Source organism: Streptomyces sp. NPDC006372 (assembly GCF_040612515.1).
Classification (GTDB): domain Bacteria; phylum Actinomycetota; class Actinomycetes; order Streptomycetales; family Streptomycetaceae; genus Streptomyces.
In genome coordinates this window covers 33467-52806 of the sequence record NZ_JBEXQJ010000037.1, presented here as the reverse complement: position 1 = coordinate 52806, position 19340 = coordinate 33467, and the positions used below count along the sequence as shown (strand labels likewise).

Annotated in this window: 19 protein-coding genes; 11 read left to right on the top strand and 8 right to left on the bottom strand. The window is 71.8% G+C overall.

Features of this window, described 5'->3' with window-relative positions; genetic code table 11:
- Positions 1-201 precede the first annotated feature (201 nt).
- The 6 genes from ABZ016_RS35995 to ABZ016_RS35970 all read left to right on the top strand — a co-directional run bounded on the left by ABZ016_RS35995 (position 202) and on the right by ABZ016_RS35970 (position 6487).
- The gene (locus ABZ016_RS35995; RefSeq protein ID WP_356920930.1) at positions 202-1407 is read left to right on the top strand and encodes a S8 family peptidase; all 1206 of its coding nucleotides are present in this window, start codon (positions 202-204) and stop codon (positions 1405-1407) included.
- A 483-nt stretch (positions 1408-1890) separates the two neighbouring features.
- On the top strand, positions 1891-2712 hold the full coding sequence (locus ABZ016_RS35990; protein WP_356920929.1) for a glycosyltransferase family 2 protein: 822 nt from the start codon (positions 1891-1893) through the stop codon (positions 2710-2712).
- On the top strand, positions 2709-3716 hold the full coding sequence (locus ABZ016_RS35985) for a glycosyltransferase family 2 protein (RefSeq protein WP_356920928.1): 1008 nt from the start codon (positions 2709-2711) through the stop codon (positions 3714-3716). Before ABZ016_RS35990 ends, ABZ016_RS35985 begins: the two co-directional genes overlap by 4 nt.
- Before the next feature lie 19 nt (positions 3717-3735).
- A complete protein-coding gene (locus ABZ016_RS35980; protein WP_356920961.1) occupies positions 3736-4509 on the top strand; it encodes a polysaccharide deacetylase family protein in 774 nt (257 codons plus the stop codon).
- Between the two features lie 76 nt (positions 4510-4585).
- Positions 4586-5680: a DUF5925 domain-containing protein gene (locus ABZ016_RS35975; RefSeq protein ID WP_356920927.1), complete on the top strand. Its 1095-nt coding sequence runs from the start codon at positions 4586-4588 to the stop codon at positions 5678-5680.
- A gap of 33 nt (positions 5681-5713) precedes the next feature.
- Positions 5714-6487 carry a DUF72 domain-containing protein gene (locus tag ABZ016_RS35970; RefSeq protein WP_356920926.1) on the top strand — a complete coding sequence of 258 codons (774 nt, stop codon included), beginning with the start codon at positions 5714-5716 and terminating at the stop codon, positions 6485-6487.
- 80 nt (positions 6488-6567) lie between these two features.
- Here the strand turns inward: ABZ016_RS35970 and ABZ016_RS35965 are convergent, their stop codons facing one another.
- Positions 6568-6936 carry a GntR family transcriptional regulator gene (locus ABZ016_RS35965; RefSeq protein WP_356920925.1) on the bottom strand — a complete coding sequence of 123 codons (369 nt, stop codon included), beginning with the start codon at positions 6934-6936 and terminating at the stop codon, positions 6568-6570.
- Positions 6937-7008: 72 nt separating this feature from the next.
- Here ABZ016_RS35965 and ABZ016_RS35960 point away from each other — a divergent pair, with 72 nt between their 5' ends.
- Both ABZ016_RS35960 and ABZ016_RS35955 read left to right on the top strand, forming a co-directional pair.
- Positions 7009-7938: a GNAT family N-acetyltransferase gene (locus ABZ016_RS35960; RefSeq protein WP_356920924.1), complete on the top strand. Its 930-nt coding sequence runs from the start codon at positions 7009-7011 to the stop codon at positions 7936-7938.
- Positions 7919-8410, top strand: coding sequence for a DUF402 domain-containing protein (locus ABZ016_RS35955; protein ID WP_356920923.1), 492 nt, complete (start codon positions 7919-7921; stop codon positions 8408-8410). Before ABZ016_RS35960 ends, ABZ016_RS35955 begins: the two co-directional genes overlap by 20 nt.
- Here ABZ016_RS35955 and ABZ016_RS35950 read toward each other — a convergent pair.
- Positions 8369-9040, bottom strand: coding sequence for a class I SAM-dependent methyltransferase (locus tag ABZ016_RS35950; RefSeq protein WP_356920922.1), 672 nt, complete (start codon positions 9038-9040; stop codon positions 8369-8371). The genes ABZ016_RS35955 and ABZ016_RS35950 overlap by 42 nt on opposite strands.
- A 138-nt stretch (positions 9041-9178) precedes the next feature.
- Between ABZ016_RS35950 and ABZ016_RS35945 the strand changes: the two genes are divergently transcribed.
- Positions 9179-9313, top strand: a complete 135-nt coding sequence (locus tag ABZ016_RS35945) for a hypothetical protein (RefSeq protein WP_356920921.1) — start codon at positions 9179-9181, stop codon at positions 9311-9313.
- Between the two features lie 26 nt (positions 9314-9339).
- Here ABZ016_RS35945 and ABZ016_RS35940 read toward each other — a convergent pair whose 3' ends face one another.
- Positions 9340-9789: a GNAT family N-acetyltransferase gene (locus ABZ016_RS35940; protein WP_356920920.1), complete on the bottom strand. Its 450-nt coding sequence runs from the start codon at positions 9787-9789 to the stop codon at positions 9340-9342.
- 183 nt (positions 9790-9972) lie between these two features.
- Here ABZ016_RS35940 and ABZ016_RS35935 point away from each other — a divergent pair, with 183 nt between their 5' ends.
- Positions 9973-10977 carry a lytic polysaccharide monooxygenase gene (locus ABZ016_RS35935; RefSeq protein WP_356920919.1) on the top strand — a complete coding sequence of 335 codons (1005 nt, stop codon included), beginning with the start codon at positions 9973-9975 and terminating at the stop codon, positions 10975-10977.
- A gap of 96 nt (positions 10978-11073) precedes the next feature.
- Here ABZ016_RS35935 and ABZ016_RS35930 read toward each other — a convergent pair whose 3' ends face one another.
- Both ABZ016_RS35930 and ABZ016_RS35925 read right to left on the bottom strand, forming a co-directional pair.
- Positions 11074-11934: an alpha/beta fold hydrolase gene (locus ABZ016_RS35930; RefSeq protein ID WP_356920918.1), complete on the bottom strand. Its 861-nt coding sequence runs from the start codon at positions 11932-11934 to the stop codon at positions 11074-11076.
- A 172-nt stretch (positions 11935-12106) separates the two neighbouring features.
- The gene (locus tag ABZ016_RS35925; RefSeq protein WP_356920917.1) at positions 12107-12553 is read right to left on the bottom strand and encodes a MarR family winged helix-turn-helix transcriptional regulator; all 447 of its coding nucleotides are present in this window, start codon (positions 12551-12553) and stop codon (positions 12107-12109) included.
- 96 nt (positions 12554-12649) lie between these two features.
- On the opposite strand from ABZ016_RS35925, the gene ABZ016_RS35920 reads away from it, so the two are divergent.
- The gene (locus tag ABZ016_RS35920) at positions 12650-13024 is read left to right on the top strand and encodes a cupin domain-containing protein (RefSeq protein ID WP_356920916.1); all 375 of its coding nucleotides are present in this window, start codon (positions 12650-12652) and stop codon (positions 13022-13024) included.
- Between the two features lie 16 nt (positions 13025-13040).
- Here the strand turns inward: ABZ016_RS35920 and ABZ016_RS35915 are convergent, their stop codons facing one another.
- From ABZ016_RS35915 to ABZ016_RS35905, 3 genes are all read right to left on the bottom strand, one after another.
- Entirely contained in the window at positions 13041-14024 is a 984-nt protein-coding gene (locus ABZ016_RS35915) for a hypothetical protein (RefSeq protein ID WP_356920915.1), read from the bottom strand.
- Positions 14021-17512, bottom strand: a complete 3492-nt coding sequence (locus ABZ016_RS35910) for a DNA polymerase III subunit alpha (RefSeq protein WP_356920914.1) — start codon at positions 17510-17512, stop codon at positions 14021-14023. The genes ABZ016_RS35915 and ABZ016_RS35910 overlap by 4 nt, the downstream gene beginning before the upstream one ends.
- A gap of 362 nt (positions 17513-17874) precedes the next feature.
- Entirely contained in the window at positions 17875-19236 is a 1362-nt protein-coding gene (locus ABZ016_RS35905; protein ID WP_356920913.1) for a cation:proton antiporter, read from the bottom strand.
- Positions 19237-19340: the final 104 nt, after the last annotated feature.

The window sequence follows — 19340 nt, the reverse complement described above, 5'->3', positions numbered from 1 at the left end:
ACCTCGCTTGTTACGTGCCCATGACAGATTTGTTGACTGATGCTCAACTCTCTTGTTCTACGCCGGTAGTTGGTCGACGCTTTACTCCGGCCGAGAGCGGAACGCGACGCTCCCGGTCCCGTGTGCGCGAGCACGCGCACACCCCCCACATGACGCGCGCCCCACCCAGGCGCGCGCCGCCTGGAGGAGGACTCCCTCGTAATGGCACAACTGCGTAGCAAGAGACTCGGGTTCGCCGCGATCACCCTGTCGGCGACCGCCGCCCTCGTGGGCGGGCTCACCGCCCTCCCCGCTCAGGCCGCCCCCGCCGAAGGCCGGGTGCTCGCCGCGGACTCACCCACCGCCGTCAAGGACAGCTACATCGTCACGCTCAAGCGGAGCGGGGGCCTCAAGGCGTCCTCGGCCGCGGGCAAGGGCCTCGTGAAGCAGTACGGAGGCACCGTCGAGAAGACGTTCGGCACGGCGCTGAACGGCTACTCCGCTACCCTCTCCGCCACCGAGGCCAGGCGGCTCGCCGCCGACCCGGCGGTGGCCTCCGTCGAGCAGAACCAGCGCGTCCGGCTGGCCGCCACCCAGACCAACGCCCCCTGGGGCCTGGACCGCGTCGACCAGACCTCGCTCCCGCTCTCCGGCACCTACACCTACCCGGACAGCGCGGGCAGCGGGGTGACGGTCTACGTCATCGACACCGGGGTGCGCATCACCCACCAGCAGATCAGCGGCCGGGCCGCGCACGGCTACGACGCCGTCGACGGTGACAACGACGCCTCCGACGGCAACGGCCACGGCACCCACGTGGCCACCACGATCGCGGGCTCGACCTACGGCGTCGCCAAGAAGGCGAAGATCGTGGGCGTGCGGGTGCTGAACAACAGCGGCTCCGGCACCACGGCCGGCGTGATCGCGGGCATCGACTGGGTGACGCGGAACCACTCCGGCCCCTCGGTCGCCAACATGTCACTCGGCGGCGGTGCCTCGGCCTCGCTGGACACGGCGGTCCGCAACTCCATAGCCGGCGGCGTCACGTACGCCGTCGCCGCGGGCAACAGCAGCACCACCGCCTCCTCGTCCTCCCCGGCCCGGGTCGCCGAGGCGATCACGGTCGGCGCCACCACCAGCACGGACGCCAAGGCGAGCTACTCCAACTACGGCTCGGCCCTGGACATCTTCGCGCCCGGCTCTTCCATCACGGCCGGCTGGAACACCAGCGACACCGCGACCAACACCATCTCCGGCACCTCGATGGCGACCCCGCACGTCGCGGGCGCGGCGGCGGTATACCTGGCGGGCCACACCTCGTCCACCCCGGCCCAGGTCGCCGCGGCCCTGGTGAACGGCGCCACCACCGGCAAGGTCACCAGCGCGGGTTCGGGCTCGCCGAACCGGCTGCTGAAGCTCGTGCAGTGACCGGCACGGACACCAGTACCTGAACAACCGTTCCCCGGAGGCGGACCGAGCCTTCGGGGAACGGTTGTTTCGCGTGACCGAATCTTTCAACTTCCGCCCCACAAAAAGCATGTCTCAACGAACAAAACAACAAAAACGTGAGAGGCCGTTCCAGGTCTTGCCATACGGGTTCAATCGTCAATACCGTCATACATCTCACCCGCATCGGTCCGTCAGTAAGCGGCTCCAGGGGAGGGCTCAAGGACCGCGACGAACCGGCGCGGGGCGCGGTAGGGGGGTGCCGTGCTCGGTGACCGCACGTGGTGACCGGGCCGTGCCGCGCGGTCGGCTGCCGTTTTTCGCGGTCGGCCAGCTTTAGCCAGCTCACCCGGCGTGCCCGAAGCTCCATCTCGGCGTGCCACGGGTGAGAACCCCCCTTTCGAACCGGACTGGATCCGGACTGCCCTGGGGGGGCGGTCCACCGGATTGAGAGGGACCAGACTCATGAGCTCAGTTCTGCAGCCGGCCGCGACGGACCCGCATCCGCCGACTGCCGCCAAGTACCGACCCGTCTCCTCCCACCTGGCCATCGCGCCGCCGGTGAGCGTGGTGATCCCGGCCATGAACGAGGCGGAGAACCTGCCCTACGTCTTCAAGACCCTGCCCGACTGGATACACGAAGTGGTCCTGGTCGACGGCAACTCCACCGACGACACCGTCGAGGTGGCCCGCGGGCTGTGGCCCGACGTCAAGGTCGTCGAGCAACGCGGCAAAGGCAAGGGCGACGCCCTGATCACCGGATTCCAGGCCTGCACCGGCGACATCATCGTGATGGTCGACGCGGACGGCTCGGCCGACGGCAACGAGATCGTGTCGTACGTCTCGGCCCTGGTCTCCGGCGCGGACTTCGCCAAGGGCTCCCGCTTCGCCAACGGCGGCGGCACCGACGACATGACCTTCATCCGCAAGCTCGGCAACTGGGCGCTGTGCACGGCCGTCAACCGCAAGTTCGGCGCCCGGTACACCGACCTGTGCTACGGGTACAACGCGTTCTGGCGGCACTGCCTCGACAAGATCGACCTCGACTGCACGGGCTTCGAGGTCGAGACCCTGATGAACATCCGGGTCGTCAAGGCCGGGCTCAAGGTGCAGGAGATACCGAGCCACGAGTACCTGCGCATCCACGGCACCAGCAACCTGCGGGCCGTGCGCGACGGGCTGCGCGTCCTCAGGGTGATCCTCCAGGAACGCTCCAACCGGCGCGCGCTGCGCCGCCGCTCGTCCCGGTCGCCGATGCCGGCCGCCGTGCGGGGAGAGGTGTCTTGAGCGGTCCCGGCATCTCCGTCGTGATCTGCGCGTACACCGAGGACCGCTGGGAGGACATCCTCGCGGCGGTCTCCTCGGTGCGGGCGCAGTCGCGGCCGGCCCTGGAGACGCTGCTGGTCGTCGACCACAACGCGACGCTCCGGGAGCGACTGGCCAAGGAGTACAAGGAGTACGAGGGGACCTCCGACGGCGCTGTGGTGCGGGTGCTCGCGAACGCGGGCCCCCGCGGCCTGTCCGCCGGGCGCAACACCGGCATCGCGGCCGCGCGCGGCGAGGTCGTCGCCTTCCTCGACGACGACGCCGTCGCCGAGCGCGACTGGCTGCGGCACTTCGCCGAGGCGTACACCGACCCGCGCGTCATGGCGGTCGGCGGGCGCACGGAGCCGGTGTGGGCGTCCGGCCGGAGGCCCGGCTGGTTCCCGGAGGAGTTCGACTGGGTGGTGGGCTGCACCTACCGGGGCCTGCCGCGCGGCCGGGTCCGGGTGCGCAACGTGCTCGGCGGCAACGCCTCGTTCCGCCGCAGCGCCTTCGACGCGGCGGGCGGCTTCGCCACCGGCATCGGCAGGGACGGCGACAAACGCCCGCTGGGCTGCGAGGAGACGGAACTGTGCATCCGGCTCAGCCGCGCCCGGCCGGACGCCGTGCTGCTGATCGACGACCGGGCGGTGATCCACCACCGGGTGCCCGAGGCGCGCGAGCACTTCCGCTACTTCCGGACGCGCACCTACGCCGAGGGCCTGTCCAAAGCCCTGGTGGCCCGAAGCGTCGGCGCCGGCAAGGGACTCGAGTCCGAACGCCGCTACACGACCCGGGTCCTGCCCGCCGGGGTGGCCCGCGGCCTGCGGGACGCCCTGCTGGCCCGGCCGGGCGGTGCCGGGCGGGCGGGCGCGATCGTCGCCGGGGTGCTGACGGCGGCGGGAGGCTACGTGGTCGGCAGCGTCCGGGCGCGCCGGGGCGGGACGACGTTCCGGGTGCCCGAGGTGGAGGTGGCGCCCCGTGAGTGACGCACGCGTACCGATCCTCATGTACCACGCGGTCGCGGCCGATCCGAACGAGGCGACCCGCGCCCTGTCGGTGACCCCGGAGGCGTTCGCCGAGCAGATGGCGGTGCTCGCCGACCGGGGTCTCACCCCGCTCACCACGGCCGACCTCGGGGCCCGCTGGCGCTCCGGCCGCCCGCTGCCCGAGCGGCCGGTCCTCATCACCTTCGACGACGGCTACGAGGGCGTGCACCGGCACGCCCTGCCCGCGCTCGCCGAGCACGGCTTCCCGGCCACCCTGTTCGTCTCGACGGGGTGGCTCCGGGGGCCGTACGACACCGGGGGCGCCCTGGACACCATGCTGGACTGGGACCAGGTCCGCGAGCTCGCGGCGGCGGGGGTCGAGATCGGCGGGCACAGCCACAGCCACCCGCAGCTCGACCAGGTCTCCGACGCCACCCTGCGGTTCGAGCTGATCCACTGCAAGGAGATCGTCACGGACCAACTGGGCGTCGTACCGGCCTCGTTCGCCTATCCCTACGGCTACTCCAGCCGCCGGGTCCGGCAGGCGGTGCGCGAGACGGGGTACGCCCAGGCCCTCGCCGTCGGCAACGGCCTCGCCCGCCGCGCGCAGGGGCCGTACGCCCTGCGGCGGGTGACGGTGCGCCGGAGCACCGGCCTCGCCGAGTTCGAGCGGGTGGTCCAGGGCCGGGCGATCGCCCGTACGTTCGCCGGGGACCGTGCCCTGACCAAGGGGTACGCCGTGGTCCGCGGGGCGCGACGGACCCGGCGGGTGGTGTCGCGCTCCGTGGCCTGACCTGCGGCCGGGCGACATGCCGCGTGCACCGGGAAACGGGGTGCACGCGGCGGCCCCGTGCCGGATCATGGCGGCTATGTCTGGAAACCCGCACGAGGCACTGCCGATCCGGCTCAACGTCGACGACTCCGACTCCCCGTCCGACGTCGTCGACGCGCTGTTCCTCGGCCGCTTCGCGACGGGCGAGCAGCCGTACTCCCACGCCGCCAACATCGACCGCGTACGGTCCGGGGCGACGCTGCTGCCGTCCGGTGCCCGGGTGCTGCGCGTCGCCCGGGACGACGACCGCAGCGCGACGCTGGCGGAGGGCGACGGCTGGACGCTGCTGGTCTCCCGCTGGAACCGGGGCGCGGACGTCACGGTGACGGCGACCAGCGCGGAGCTGGCGAAGAAGGTGCTCGACCAGGCCACGGACGGCGCGGCGGACGAGCCTGAACCTCAGCCGGACAACGTGACGATGGGCTTCTGGTACGTCTCCCCGCGCCGGGGCCCGCACCGCACGACCCGCCAGATCGCGGCGGGCACCTGGGACGAGGTCCGGCCCAACTACACCGCGCCGGTGGCAGACGCGATGGACCGCCTGATGAAGACGACCCCCGAGGACATCTCGGGCCGCCTCCTCCTCCTGCACGGCCCGCCGGGCACCGGCAAGACGTCGGCACTGCGGACGCTGGCCAGGTCCTGGCGGGACTGGTGCCAGGTGGACTGCGTCCTCGACCCCGAGCGGCTGTTCAGCGACGTCGGCTATCTGATGGACATCGCGATCGGCGAGGAGGACTCGGCGGGCAAGGGCCGCTGGCGGCTGCTGCTCCTGGAGGACTGCGACGAGCTGATCCGCGGAGAGGCCAAGCACACGGCGGGTCAGGCCCTGTCGAGGCTGCTGAACCTGACGGACGGGCTGCTCGGCCAGGGCCGCAACGTCCTGGTCGGGGTCACGACCAACGAGGACCTGGAGCGCCTGCACCCGGCCGTGGTCCGCCCCGGCCGCTGCCTCGCCCGGATCGAGGTGGGCCCGCTGACCCGGCCGGAGGCGGTGAGCTGGCTGGGCGGGGAGGACGGCATCGGCCGTGAGGGCGCGACCCTGGCGGAGCTGTACGCGCTGCGCCGGGGCACGTCCCCGACGGCCCTGCCGGAGCCGCGCGGGGGCGCGGACGCCGGGCTGTATCTGTAGGAGGTCCGTCGCGGCCGGTGTTTTGATGGGGTTATGACCCTCTTCGTCGGCACGTCCGGGTGGCAGTACAAGGACTGGCGGGACGTCCTGTACCCGTCCGGGCTGCCGATGCGGCTCTGGCTGGAGGAGTACGCGGCGCACTTCGCCACCGTCGAGATCAACAACGCCTTCTACCGGCTGCCGGCCCGGGAGACCTTCGAGGACTGGCGCGGGCGGGTTCCGGCGGACTTCGTGATCGCGGTCAAGGCGAGCCGCTACCTGACCCACATCAAGCGGCTCAAGGACCCCGAGGAGCCGGTGCGGCGTCTGATGAGTCATGCCGCGGGCCTGGGCGACCGTCTCGGCCCGGTCCTGCTCCAGCTCCCGCCCAACCTGCGCGCCGACCCGGGCCTCCTGGACGCCTGTCTGGCCTGCTTCCCCGCCTCGACACGGGTCGCGGTCGAGCCCCGCCACGACTCCTGGTGGACGCCGGAGGTCCGCGCGGTGCTGCGGGCCCGGCGCGCGGCCCTGTGCTGGGCCGACGTCCTGGCCCGCCCCGCAACGCCCCTGTGGCGCACCACCGACTGGGGCTACGTCCGCTTCCACCAGGGCCGCGCCCAGCCCTGGCCACGCTACGGCCGCCGCTCCCTCGCCACCTGGCTCGACCGCGTCGCCACGACGTGGCCCGACGGTGAGGACGTCTACACGTACTTCAACAACGACCCGGGCGGCGCGGCGGTGGCGGACGCGAGGACGTTCGCCCGCCTCGGGAGATCGGCGGACCTGCCGGTCACACGGACGCCGGAGCGTCTGACGCAGGCCGGCTAGGCCCTCCACCGCAACGGCGCCCGGCCCCGACGGCGGAATCCGGCGATGCGGAATCCCGCTCAGCCGGCCAGAGCCCCGCCCTACTCCCCGTGGGCCGCCCGCAGGGCGTCCCGTACCGCGGCGAGGGCCACGTCCTCCCCCTGCCCCAGCCGCCGAGCCCTCTCCACGTACGCCTGGGCCGCTGCCGCCAGCTCCCGTTCAGCCGCCGAGCCGGCGGCAGCCACGAACGTGCCGTGCCGCCCCCGCGTCTCGATCACCCCGTCCGCCTCCAGCGCCCGGTACGCCTTGGCGACGGTGTTCGCTGCGAGTCCCAGCGACTCGGCCAGCCCCCGCACGGTCGGCAGCCGGTACCCCACGGGCAGCTCTCCCGACCGTGCCTGCTCGGAGATCCGGGCCCGCACCTGCTCGTACGGCGGGGCACTGTCGTCGATGTCGATCCTCAAGGTCACAGGCCGATTGTCCCGTACCCCGCGCGGAAAATGGGAAGCGCCGGGGACGCGCCCCACGTAGCGTGCGCCTCCATGACCGTGATCGTGCGCGACCTGCGACCCGATGTGCGAGCCGATGCCGAGGGGTTCTCCACCACCCGCCGTCTCGCCCTGCCCTTCATGCTGTCCACGCCCGAGTCCGTGGTGCACACCCTGATCCACGCCCATCCGGACGCCCACTTCGGACAGCTCGTGGCCGAGGAGGCCGGCGAGATCATCGGCACGGCCCAGATCAGCGTCGCCCACGACAGCCCGGAACCCGGCCAGGGCTCGGCCAACATCTACGTGCGCCCGGGCCACGGGCGCCGCGGCGCCGGTTCGCTCCTGCTGCGCACCGCCGAGGAGCGTCTGGCCGCCCTGGGCGTCAGGAAGCTGTTCGCGTGGGTGCTGGACGAGCCGGACAACCGCGCCTTCGCCGAGCGGAAAGGCTTCCGGGCCAGCCGTTCGGCGTACTTCCTGCGCCTGGACCTGGCCTCCGGCACGCTGCCGCCCCGGCAGGAGGTGCCGCCGGGCGTCGAGCTGCGCACGGCCGCCGACTACGCCGACGACCCGCGCCCGATCTACGAACTGGACGCGATGACGGCGGTGGACGAACCGAGCGACATCGAAACCGGGTTCAGCGACTACGAGGCCTGGCTGGAGGAGCACTGGAAGCATCCGCTCCTCGACCGCGAACTGACGACGGTCGCGGTCGTCGACGGCCGCCCCGCCGCCTTCAGCGTGGCGCACACCGACGGCGGCACGCGCTACGGCACCGCCATGACCGGCACGGCCCGCGCCCATCGCGGCCGGGGCCTGGCGAAGCTCGCCAAGACCGGCTCCCTGTACCGTGCCCGGGCGGCGGGGTACACGGAGGCGTTCACCGGCAACGACACCGGGAACGATCCGATGATCGCCATCAACAAGTGGCTCGGCTACGAGATCTGCGCGAAGGAAGTGCGTTATGTCCGAGAACTCCGCTGAACAGCTGGACGTCGTCCTGCTCAAGGCGGGCCGCACGAAGATCCGCTACACCGGCGAGCTCCTGTCCGACGACGGCACCCGGGTCGCGGTCCGCGCCCCGTGGGCGGGCGGCGGCGTGCGGGACTTCGGGTTCGTCCGCTTCGAGCCCGGGGACGTCTTCACGGAGTACTACTGGCGCGACCGCTGGTACGCGATCAAGGAGGTCCGCTCCGCCACGGGCGCGCTGAAGGGCTGGTACTGCGACATCACCCGCCCGGCCCTGCGCTCGGGTCCGGAGCTGGTCGTGGAGGACCTCGACCTGGACCTGTGGGTGTCCGCGGACGGCACGGACGTACGCCGCCTGGACGAGGACGAGTTCGCCGAGAGCGGGCTCGCACGGACCGACCCCGAAGCGGCGGCAGCCGCACTGTCCGCGCTGGACGACCTGGAGTCACTGGCCCGCGGCGGCGACTTCACCGCCCTCCTGGTCTGAGACCCCGCCCAGCGCGACCACCGCGTACCGCTCGTCGGTGACCTCCCCGCCCCACAGCAGCGGGTCGTCCGACAGCCGCTCCACACGCACCTGCCCGGCGATCGGGGCGAGGAGCCCGGCGAGCCGCTCCGCCGGTATGCCCACCGGCTCGGCCGCCCCCCACACGCCCTCGACCAGCACGAGCCGTCCTCCCGGTCGCAGCAGTCCGGCCCAGTGCCGCAGAGCGCGGCCGGGCTCGGGCAGGGCCCACAGGACGTGCCGTACGAGCACGGCGTCGAAGCGCTGCTCCCCGACCGGTGGCCTCGCGGCGTCACCGACGAGGAACACCGCGTCACGCCCGGCCAGTTTCCGCCGGGCGAGCGCCACCATCGCCGGGGAGAGGTCCACGCCCGTCACCCGGTGTCCCTGCTCGGCCGCGAGGAGCGACAGACTGCCGGTGCCGCAGCCCAGATCGAGGACGTCACCCGCGCGTCCGGGCAGCCAGCCGCGCAGCCGCCGGGCCCAGGCGCGGCGCACCCCGGGGTCGCGCAGCCCGTGGTCCGGCTCCTCGTCGAAGGTCGCGGCCCGCGCGTCCCAGTCCATGCCGCCGCCGGTGTTCCCCGAGGTCACTGCGCCCCTGTCGTTGGTCATGCGCCCAAGAGTGACACCCGCCACTGACACTCGAATCGTGACAGCCGCCACTGACAGACCAGGAGCGATGAGTAACCCTCCCCCGAAAGGTCTACCTCCGTGAGAACGCGGAACCCGGTAGGCCCCAAGGAGGCAGCCATGCGCCGTGTGACCGTGCAGAAGCCCCTGAAGAAGCCGGACGTCCGCCGGGTCCGCGACGAGATCGACGAGCGCCCCGCCGGGCGCCCGGAGGTCCGCAAGGACATCGCCCGCACCTGGTGGCCGGACAGCTGAGCGTCCGGTGCCGGTCATGAGACGCGTCAGAGCAGCCGCTTGCGGTAGTGGAGGCGGTCGTAGGGCCCGTCCCCGCGGCGTTCCACGAGTTCGTAGCCGTACCTCGGATAGATCTGCTGGTTCTCCCACATCATCGCGTTCGTGTAGAGCCTGATCTCGGGCAGGCCGAGCGCTCGCGCGTGCGCGTCCACGAACCGCAGCAGCCGTCGTCCCACTCCCCTGCCGTGTGCGGAGGGGTGGACGGCGACGGTGTCGAGGAAGAGGTGGTCCGCGAACGCCTCGACCACGACGAGTCCGATCACGGGCTCACCCGTCACGAACACCTTTCCCGCCGCCACGTTCGCCGCGTGGTCCTCCGTCATGGGCTGCGGCACCTGGCCGATGCGTTCGATGTAGGGGCGGAAGGCCGCGTCGATCACGTCCCTGACGACGCGTACGTCGGCGGCGCCGGCCGGCCGGATCTCCTCGTCCTCCATGCCGTGCACGGTACCTACCTGATGCCAGTCTGAGCACTTCCTTAACGCGGCCATAAGGATCTCCTCCCCCCGCCCCCAGCAGGCGATTTCACGGTTTCCTGGGGCTAGCTTCGGATCAACCCCACGGGATCCGGCCCGCTCGGGACCGGCCCTGTTCCCCGTACCGTTTCGAGGAGTTCCCGCATGCCCGCACGCCGTAAGGCAGTCGCCGTCTCCGCCCTCGGCGCCGTCCCGCTCGCCCTGACCGCGCTGACCGCCACACCGGCGGCCGCGCACGGTTCGATGGGCGACCCGGTCAGCCGGGTCTCGCAGTGCTACGCCGAGGGCCCCGAGAGCCCCAAGTCGGCCGCGTGCAAGGCGGCGGTCGCGGCGGGCGGCACCCAGGCCCTGTACGACTGGAACGGCATCCGCATCGGGGACGCCGGCGGGCGGCACCAGCAGCTCATACCCGACGGCAAGCTGTGCAGCGCCGGCAACGCGGAGTTCAAGGGGCTCGACCTGGCCCGCGCCGACTGGCCCGCGACCTCCGTGCGGGGCGGCTCACACACCTTCAAGTACCGCGTGACCGCCCCCCACAAGGGCACCTTCAAGGTCTACATCACCAAGCCCGGCTACAACCCGGCCAAGCCGCTCGCCTGGAAGGACCTGGACCTGAAGAACCCGGTGGCGACGTCCACCGACCCGGCCGCCGAGGGCGGCTTCTACACCTTCTCCGGCAGCCTGCCGAAGCGCTCCGGCAAGCACCTGCTGTACGCGGTCTGGCAGCGGTCGGACAGCCCGGAGGCGTTCTACTCGTGCTCGGACGTCACCTTCGGCGGTGCCGCCAAGGCCGGGGGTGGCGGTGCTGCCCCGGCTCCGACCGCTTCCGCTCCCACCAAGAAGCAGATCGAGGAGGGAAACAGCAAGTCGACGATCGAGCACCACGGGCACGGCGACGACGACCCCAGCACTTCGGCGAAGCCGGCCGCTGCCCCGGAGAACACCACCCCGGCCCGGCCGAAGGCGGCACCAGCCGCCGCCAACCGGCCGAAGGCAGCCGGAGCCACCGGAAACCTCGCCGAGACCGGCGGTGACAGCAGCACCACGTACCTCGCGGTCGGCGGCGCGGCGGCACTGGCGCTCGGCTCGTCGGCCCTGTTCCTGTCGACCCGGCGCCGGGCGGTGAGCGGCGGCCGGCAGGGCCGCTGATCCAGGACTCGGGGCCTGTCCGGCGGCTCAGGCCGGACAGGCCCCGAAACGTTTCGTCTACACGTGTCAGCCCGTCACGTGCCGGACGTACACGTGTCAGTCGAACGCCGACGCGCAGGTGGTGGGCGTGGCCCGCCCGGGATCCAGCGCGTTGGCCACCTCGTGGAAGACGATCCGGTCGAACAGTCCGACGGCCACGTGCTCGGACAGATCCACCGGACACAGGTTCTGGAGCAGGACGTTGCGCACGCCGGGCCCGCTCAGGTACTGGCTGCGCCAGGGCGTGACCACCTCGTCGTACTTGGTGGCGATGACGGTGTAGCGCACGCCGGGCACGGTGTCGCCGCCCGCGTTGAGCCGCTTGAGGAGGTCGGAGCCGGTGACCTGGTCGGCGAGGGCGGGCGTGGCCTTCGTCAACAGGTCGGCGGCGCCCGGGAAGTAGGGCAGCAGGTTGGTGAAGCCGTTCAGGTCGGTGCCGTGGTTGCTGGGCGCGATGCCGACCAGGGCGTTCACCTTGCCGGCGCCGCCGAGGAATCGCAGGTAGTAGCGGGGCATCATGCCGCCCTGCGAGTGTCCGACGATGTCGGTCTCGGCGGTGCCGGTGGCGGCGAGCACCTTGTCGACGAAGTCCTCCAGCTGTCCGGCGGACTTCTCGACGGGTCCGAGGCCGTGGAAGAAGGGCACGCCCTCGAGCTGTCCGTAGTCGAGGGAGAAGACGCAGTAGCCGCGGGCCGTCAGATAGGGGGCGAGGCCGAGCCAGTTGTCGACGGAGTTCCCGAGGGTGCCATGGACCAGGACGACGGGGCGGGGATGGGCGGCGGAGGGCTTGCAGGAGTAGTCGTTCCAGCCGGCGCTCGGAGCGGCGGCCGCGGTCGCGGTGGTGGCGGGGACGGTGACGGCCGCAGCGGTCAGCAGCAGCGCGGCCAGGGGTCTGAGGACTCGCTTCCAGGGCAGCATCGAGTGATCTCCTTGCGGGTCAAGGGAGGTGCGACGGCACGACGCCCTGTGATCCGGATCACGAGGATGCTGTTCACTCGTCAAGTTACGGACGGGTAGCCAAACTGGGAAGTTACGCGTCAGTAAAAACTTCGAGCGATAACCGCCACCGACCGGCCCGCCCGGCACTCCCTCACCAGGCGGGCCGGACAGGCCCCTGGGGCGCAATGCGCAGCAACTGCTCCCGCAACGCCCGAACCTCCCTCTCCCCCAGCACCGCACCCCACTCCCGTACGGCCTCGGCGGCGGCCTCCTCCGCCGCCCGCGTGCAGGCCCGACCCTGGCCGGTCAGCACGACCAGCCGCGCCCGCGCGTCCTCGGGGTGCGCCCGCCGCTCGGCATACCCCTTGCGGACCATCTCGTCGACGAGCTGACTGGCCGCCTGCTTGGTCACGCCGAGGTGGACGGCGAGGTCGGTGACCGTCGCGCCGTCCGGAGCGAGCCGGGCGAAGGCGAAACCGTGCGCGGGTCGCAGCCCCTCGAAGCCACGGGCGACCACGCCCTCGTGGATGCGCTGGGTGAGCCCGCCGGCGGCGGCGAGCAGGGCGGCGGACAGGGCCATGGCCTCGGAGTTCTGCACGCATGCATTGAAACACCCTTGACGTGACGGTCAAGTAACTTGACCATATAGTCAAGCCACTTGACCACTTGCCGTGCGCCCAGCTTGGAGGCAGCCATGCCCGTCATCCGCGCGACCGAAGCCGTCACCCACGAGATCCACGGCGCCCGTTTCGTCTCGTACGCCACCCCACGCAGCGGCAGCGAGGAACTCTGCGCCTGGCGGGGCGAGATCCCCGCCGGCCTCAAGGCACCGGCGCACACCGTCAGCCGCGAGGAGATCTTCCATCTGCTCGACGGCGAACTGCTGATCACCCTCGATGGCCACACCGACCGGATCACGGCCGGTGACACCGTGATCGTCAACGCCGGTGCCACCCTGGCCGTCGAGAACCCGACCGACCGGACCGCGTACTCCTGGGTCACCACCTCCGTCGGTCTGGAGGCACGACTGGCCGACGGCACCCGCATCGTGCCGCCGTGGGCCAACTGACGTCAGGCGGGAGGGTCTACGCCGCCCGCCCCGCCAACCCCCCGGGCATCACCGCCCGCGGCCCGAACTTGGCTCGCGCGCGGTCCGCGACCTCCTCGATACGGCGGACCCGCTCGTCCACGGGGTCGAAGGTCAGCTGGTAGGAGGCCTGGTCGGCGGGGTCGAGCCCCTCGGCGCGCAGGGCGATCACCCGCACCCGGGCGCGCTGCAGGCCGAGCGCCTCGTACATGCCGTACGCGGCCCTGGTCAGCGCCGGTGAGTGCGCGGTCGGTTCGTTCAGCTTGCGGCTGCGGGTCGTGGCGGACCGGTCGGCGTAGCGCACGGTGAGGGTGAGCGTGCGGCAGACCTTGTCCAGGGTCCGCAGCCGGGCGCCGATCTCCTCGGCGGCCGACAGCAGCGCCCGGCGGTGCCGGTCCGGGTCCAGTTCGTCGCGCCCGAAGGGGCGTTCCGTGGCGAGGGACCGGGAGACGGCGTTCGGTACGACCCGGCCGCGGTCGACTCCGTTCGCCTTCTCGTGCAGTTCGCGTCCGGCCTTCGCGCCGACCAGCCGCTGGAGCGTGGACAGCGGCGCGGCGGCGACCCTGCCGAGAGTGTCGAGTCCGTAGTCGTCCAGCGTGCGGGCGGTCGCCGCGCCCACACCCGGCAGCGCGGCGACGGGTTTGCCGGCGAGGAACTCCACGACGGCCCCCGGCTCGTCGGGCACCGCACACGTCATCCCGGGCACGGCGTCACGCAGCGCGACCCGGGCCAGCATCGGGCCGGGCCCGGCACCGATCACGCAGTCGACGCCGTACAGCGCGAGCGAGCGCACCCGGATCACCGAGGCCAGTTCGACGGCGTCCCGCCCGAAGTACCGCTCGGCGCCCCGCAGGTCGGCCAGCGCCCCGTCCGGCGGCAGGGCCTGGACGACGGGCGTGAACTCCTCGAGCATCCCGAGCAGCTGGGGCAGATCCGCCTCGCTCGCCGGAGGCAGCTGGAAACGTACACAGAGGATGGTCATCCCGCACTCCCCGGACTCTGGTGCCACAACTTCCTTCCCACCGCGGGCCCCTCGCCCGCGGGACGCAGATCGGCCCAGGGGTGCATCTCGTACCCCGTGGACATGCGGATCCTCCGCTGCTCCATCGGGTCCTGGGCCGCGGAGCCCGCCGGTGCGGGCGCCCCCTCCGAGCCGGCGAGCCGCCGGCGCGCGGCCCCCTCGCCGTCGTCACCGAGATCGCCGTCGCCTGTCCCGGCCAGCCGGGCCGCCACCCCCTCCAGCCCCTCTTCCCGGCGCACTTCCAGCAGGTCCGCGAGGTTCCAGGCGGCGGCGCCCACCACGCTGAGGCTGCGTGGGCCGCGCCGCTGCACCACTCCGCGCACCAACAGCAGCCAGGAGTGAAAGACGGTGTGGGCGCAGGCATCGTGCGAGTCGTCGAAGAAGGCCAGGTCGACCAGGCCCGTGCCGTCGTCCAGGGTGGAGAAGATGACGCGTTTGCCGGACCGGATCGGCGGCGTCTGGGTGGCCGCCTTGGCGCCGGCGACCAGCACCGTCTCCCCGTGCCGGGCCTCGCGCAGCCGCCGCGCCGACACCACGCCCAGCTCGTCGAGGAACGCCCGGTGGTCGTCCATCAGATTGCGCGAGGCGTCCATGGACAGCACGCCCAGCTCGGCGCTGAGCCGCTCCGAGGAGGTGAGGTCGGGCAGCCCGGCCGGCGCGGTCTTCCGTCCCCCGGCCAACGGCAACTGGCCACCGCCGCCACCCCGGGCGCCCCGGTGCAGTTCGGTCAGATGCAGTTGCAGATCCCGGCGGTTGGCGCCGAACGCGTCCAGCGCTCCCACCTGCGCGAGCCGCTGCGCCAGCGGACGGCTGGGCCGGCCCCGCTCCCAGAAGTCGACCAGTGAGTCGTACGGCTGCCCCTCGGCGATCCGCGCCGCCTCGGCCTCGCTGATGCCGTGCACATCGGAGAGGGCCAGCCTCAGACCCCAAATACCGGACACCAGTTCGATACGGTGTGCGACCCCCGACTTGTTCACGTCCAACGGCAGCACCGGCACCCCGCGCCGCCGCGCGTCCGCCAGCAGCAGCCGCTTCGGGTACATCCCGGGGTCGTGCGTGAGCAGCCCGGCGTAAAACGCGGCCGGATGATGCGCTTTCAGCCAGGCCGACTGGTACGTCGGCACGGCGAAGGCGACCGCGTGCGCCTTGCAGAAGCCGTACGACCCGAAGGCCTCGATGATCTCCCAGGTCCGCTGAATCGTTTCCGCGTCATAACCCCGGGCCGCCGCGTGCTGCGCGAACCACACCTTGATCCGCGCCTGCGACTCCGGGTCCGACAGCCCGCGCCGCACCCGGTCCGCCTCACCACGCCCGCAGCCGGTCATGATGTCGACGATGTCGATGATCTGCTCGTGGAAGACGACGACCCCGTACGTGTCCCGCAGCGGCTCCTCCAGATCCGGGTGCGGGTAGCGGATCGGCGCCCGCCCGTGCCGTGCCTCGATGAACGGCCGCACCATGTCGGCGGCGACCGGCCCGGGCCGGAACAGTGAGATGTCGACGACGAGATCGTGGAAAGTGGCCGGCTGGAGCCGTCCGACCAGGTCCCGCTGCCCGGGCGACTCGATCTGGAAGCACCCGAGCGTCTCGGTGGACCGGACCAGCCGGTACGTCTCCGGATCCCCCGGCGGCAGGGCGTCCAGATCGACCCGGACACCCGACGCCCGACGCACTTCCGCCACCGCGTGCGCCATGGCCGACTGCATCCGCACCCCCAGCACGTCGAGCTTCAGCAGCCCGAGGTCCTCGACGTCGTCCTTGTCGAACTGCGACATCGGGAAACCCTCGCCGCTGGTCGGCATGACCGGCGTACGCGCGAGCAGGGAGGCGTCGGAGAGCAGTACCCCGCACGGATGCATGGCCACGCCGCGCGGCAGCGCGTCCAGCGCCTCGACCAGCTCCCACAGCCTCCCGTACTTCTCCTTCTCCCCGGCCAGCGCGCGCAGCTCGGGCAACTCCTCCAGTGCCGCACGGGCATCCCGCGCCCGAATATGGGGAAAGGACTTGGCGACCCGGTCGATCTCGGCCGGATCCATGGACAGGGCGGCCCCCACATCACGGATGGCATGCCGGACGCGATACGTCTCCGGCATCGCGACCGTCGCGACCCGCTCGGTGCCGAACCGGTCGATGATCGCGCGGTAGACCTCCAGCCGGCGTGCGGACTCCACGTCGATGTCGATGTCGGGCAGCACGACGCGTTCCTTCGACAGGAAGCGCTCCATCAGCAGCCGGTGCTCGATCGGATCGGCGTGCGCGATCCCGAGCAGATGGTTGACGAGCGACCCCGCCCCGGACCCCCGGGCGGCGACCCGTACGCCCATCTCCCGCACGTCGTCGACCACCTGGGCGACGGTCAGGAAGTAGGAGGCGAACCCGTGGTGGGCGATGATGTCCAGCTCGTGGTGCATCCGCTCCCAGTAGTCCCGCCGCCGGTCGTACCCGCGCAGCACCATCCCCGCCGCGGCCCGTGAGGCCAGCGTCCGCTGGGCGGTGCGGCGGCCGGCGCCGACCAGGTGCGGCTCGGGGAAGTGGACGGTCCCGATCCCGAGGTCGTCCTCGGGGTCGACCAGGCACTCCGCGGCCGTGGCCTCGGTCTGCTCCACCAGCCGGTGCGCGGTGTCCTGCCGGAACCCCGCGGCCACCACGATCCGCTCCGCCACCCCGAACATGGCCTCCGCGTCCTTGAGCCAGGCCGCACCGGAGTCCAGCCCCTTGGCCGGGTCGACGGGCACCAGCCGACGGGCGGCGTCCAGGACGTCGGCGACCGGCCCCAGCCCAGGGTCGGCGTACCGCACGGCGTTGCTGAGCACGGGCCGGATCCGCTGTTCGGCGGCGAACCCGACGGTACGGGCGGCCAGCCGAAGGGAGCCGGGCCCCGTTCCCTTCCGGCCATGCCAGACGACCTCCAGCCGCAGGGCGTCGCCGTAGACCTCCCGCCAGGGCACGAGCAGCCTCGCGGCCCGGTCGGGACGCCCGGCGGCCAGCGCACGACCGACCTCCGAATCGGGCCCGAGCAGCACGGTCAGCCCCTCGGCATGATTGCGCTCCCAGGACAGCAGGGGCGTTCCCTCCGCCTCGTGCGCCGCGGACACGAGCCGGCACAGCTCCCCCCACCCCCGGCCACCGTCCCGGGCGAGAAAGGTGACACGAGGGGCCGACTCGTCGACAAAGGCACCACCCCGCACCGGGGTGCGACGCCGGCTCCGCGGCCCGGGCTCGGGGGGTTCCACTCCCGCCACCGCCAGATCCGCCCCGAACACCGGACGGACCCCTGCCTTCGCACAGGCCTTCGCGAACCGGACGGCACCGGCCAGCGTGTCGCGATCGGTGAGAGCCAGGGCGTCCATACCCCGCTCGGAGGCGCGCTCGGCCAGCCGTTCCGGATGCGAGGCTCCATATCGCAGGGAGAATCCGGAGACGGTGTGCAGATGCGTGAACCCCGGCACACGCACCTCCCGCACTCGTGAGCAACTCGGCTATCGAACGTCTGTTCCCAGCTACCTCACCCCCACCATAGACCAAATTTCGAATACGTGTGCGACATCCGTTCGGCCCCGCCCCACCTGCGAAAACACCGGTCTGTGCCACGTCCCCACCTCTGCGTCGACCACACCCCTCAGGGGACGGGATGTGCGGTGCGAAGCGCCTCCAGTCGGTGTGACCAGGTCTTAGGTCTCGGGCACAGACGGTGCGGCGCACGCGCTGCTCGTTCAGGTCCCAGAGGCGGATTTCCAGGCTGGCAAGTACGCGGCAGCGGCGAGAAGGGCTTTGAGGAGGACGGCGAGAAGGCTGGGCCCGAGATTGCCAGTCACTCCCTTCCGGCGGCGACGGTCACTGCGAGGGACTCGGTGTTCTTCGGGTCCGAGGGGCCCTCCTGGTCTGCAGGAGACATGGCCTGTTCCAGTCGCTCGGGCAAGGCCCAGCGGTACAGCGGCACGGCGGCGGCGGTGGTCAACACGGCCATGAGGACGAGCATGGAAAAGACGTCCTGGGTGATCATCCCCTGCTCCAGGCCGATGTTGATGAAGATGAGGATCATCATGCCGCGGGCGTTCATCAAGCCGCCGACGGCCCAGGACTCACGCCAGGAGAAGCCGGTGGCCCGCATTCCCAGGGCACAGCCGAAGTACTTACCGACGAAGCCGGCGGCCAGGATCAGGACGAAGGGCAGGAGCATGCCCCAGTCGGCCAGCCCGTCGAGCCGGGTGTTGAGGCCGGAGAACGCGAAGAAGATGGGGAGCAGCAGCACGCAAACGAGCTCCATCATCCGGCTGTGCAGGGCCTCGCGGAAAGCCGGGTCGCGTGGCATGGCGAGGCCGGCGATGAAGCCGCCGAACGCGGCGTGGACGCCGATGTAGTCGGTGAACAGACCGGCGAGCAGGACCGTTCCGACGATCGGGTACATCTGGTCAAGGCCGAAACGGCCGGTGCGCGCGACCTGGGAGCCGAGCACGCGCAGCAGCCTGGCGACGCCGAGCCGCAGGACGAGAACGAACGCCACGGTGAGCCCGATGGTGCGCAGCGCGTCGGCCGCGCCGGTGCCGGTGTGCACTGCGGACAGGACCGCGAGGAAGCACCAGGCTACGGCGTCGTCGACGGATGCGGCGAGCAGGCACAACCGGCCGAGCGGCGTGTTCTGTAGCCGGCGTTCGTACAGGATGCGGGCGAGCATTGGGAACGCGGTGAGGGACAGGGCACCGCCGGTGAACAGCGCGAACTCGACCGGGCTGACGTCGGCCCGGGAGAGGCGGTCGTGGTATGGCCAGGCGATGGCGGCGCCGAGCAGCAGGGAGGGGACGATGCCTGAGAAGGCCAGGACGGCTGCGTTCCGGGCGTCCTTGGCGCCGTCGGTCGACCCGTGGTCCAGGCCGACGCCGACGAGGAACATGAAGAGGGTCAGTCCGATCGTGCTCAGCACCGACAGGACGGGCTTCACGTCCGGCGCGAAGACGGCCTGCTGAGCTCCGGGGAAGAGCGCCCCGAAGAGTGTCGGACCGAGCAGGATGCCGGAGATCATCTCCCCGAGTACGCGCGGTTGCCTGAGCAGGATCGCCAGTCGTCCGCAGAGGGCGGAGGCGGCCATGACGACCACGACGGCCGGCATCACGCGCAGGAACGGATTCAGGTTCTGGTCGGTGGCGGCGAGAATGACCCCGGCCGGTTGCTGCATAGTCGATTCCTATGTCTTCGGGCGTCTGGCAGCCGGGGCCGCAGCCACCGGACACGGGGGATGAACGTCCCGTTCCTCGGCGTCCTGCCGCGGCAGAGCCCGGG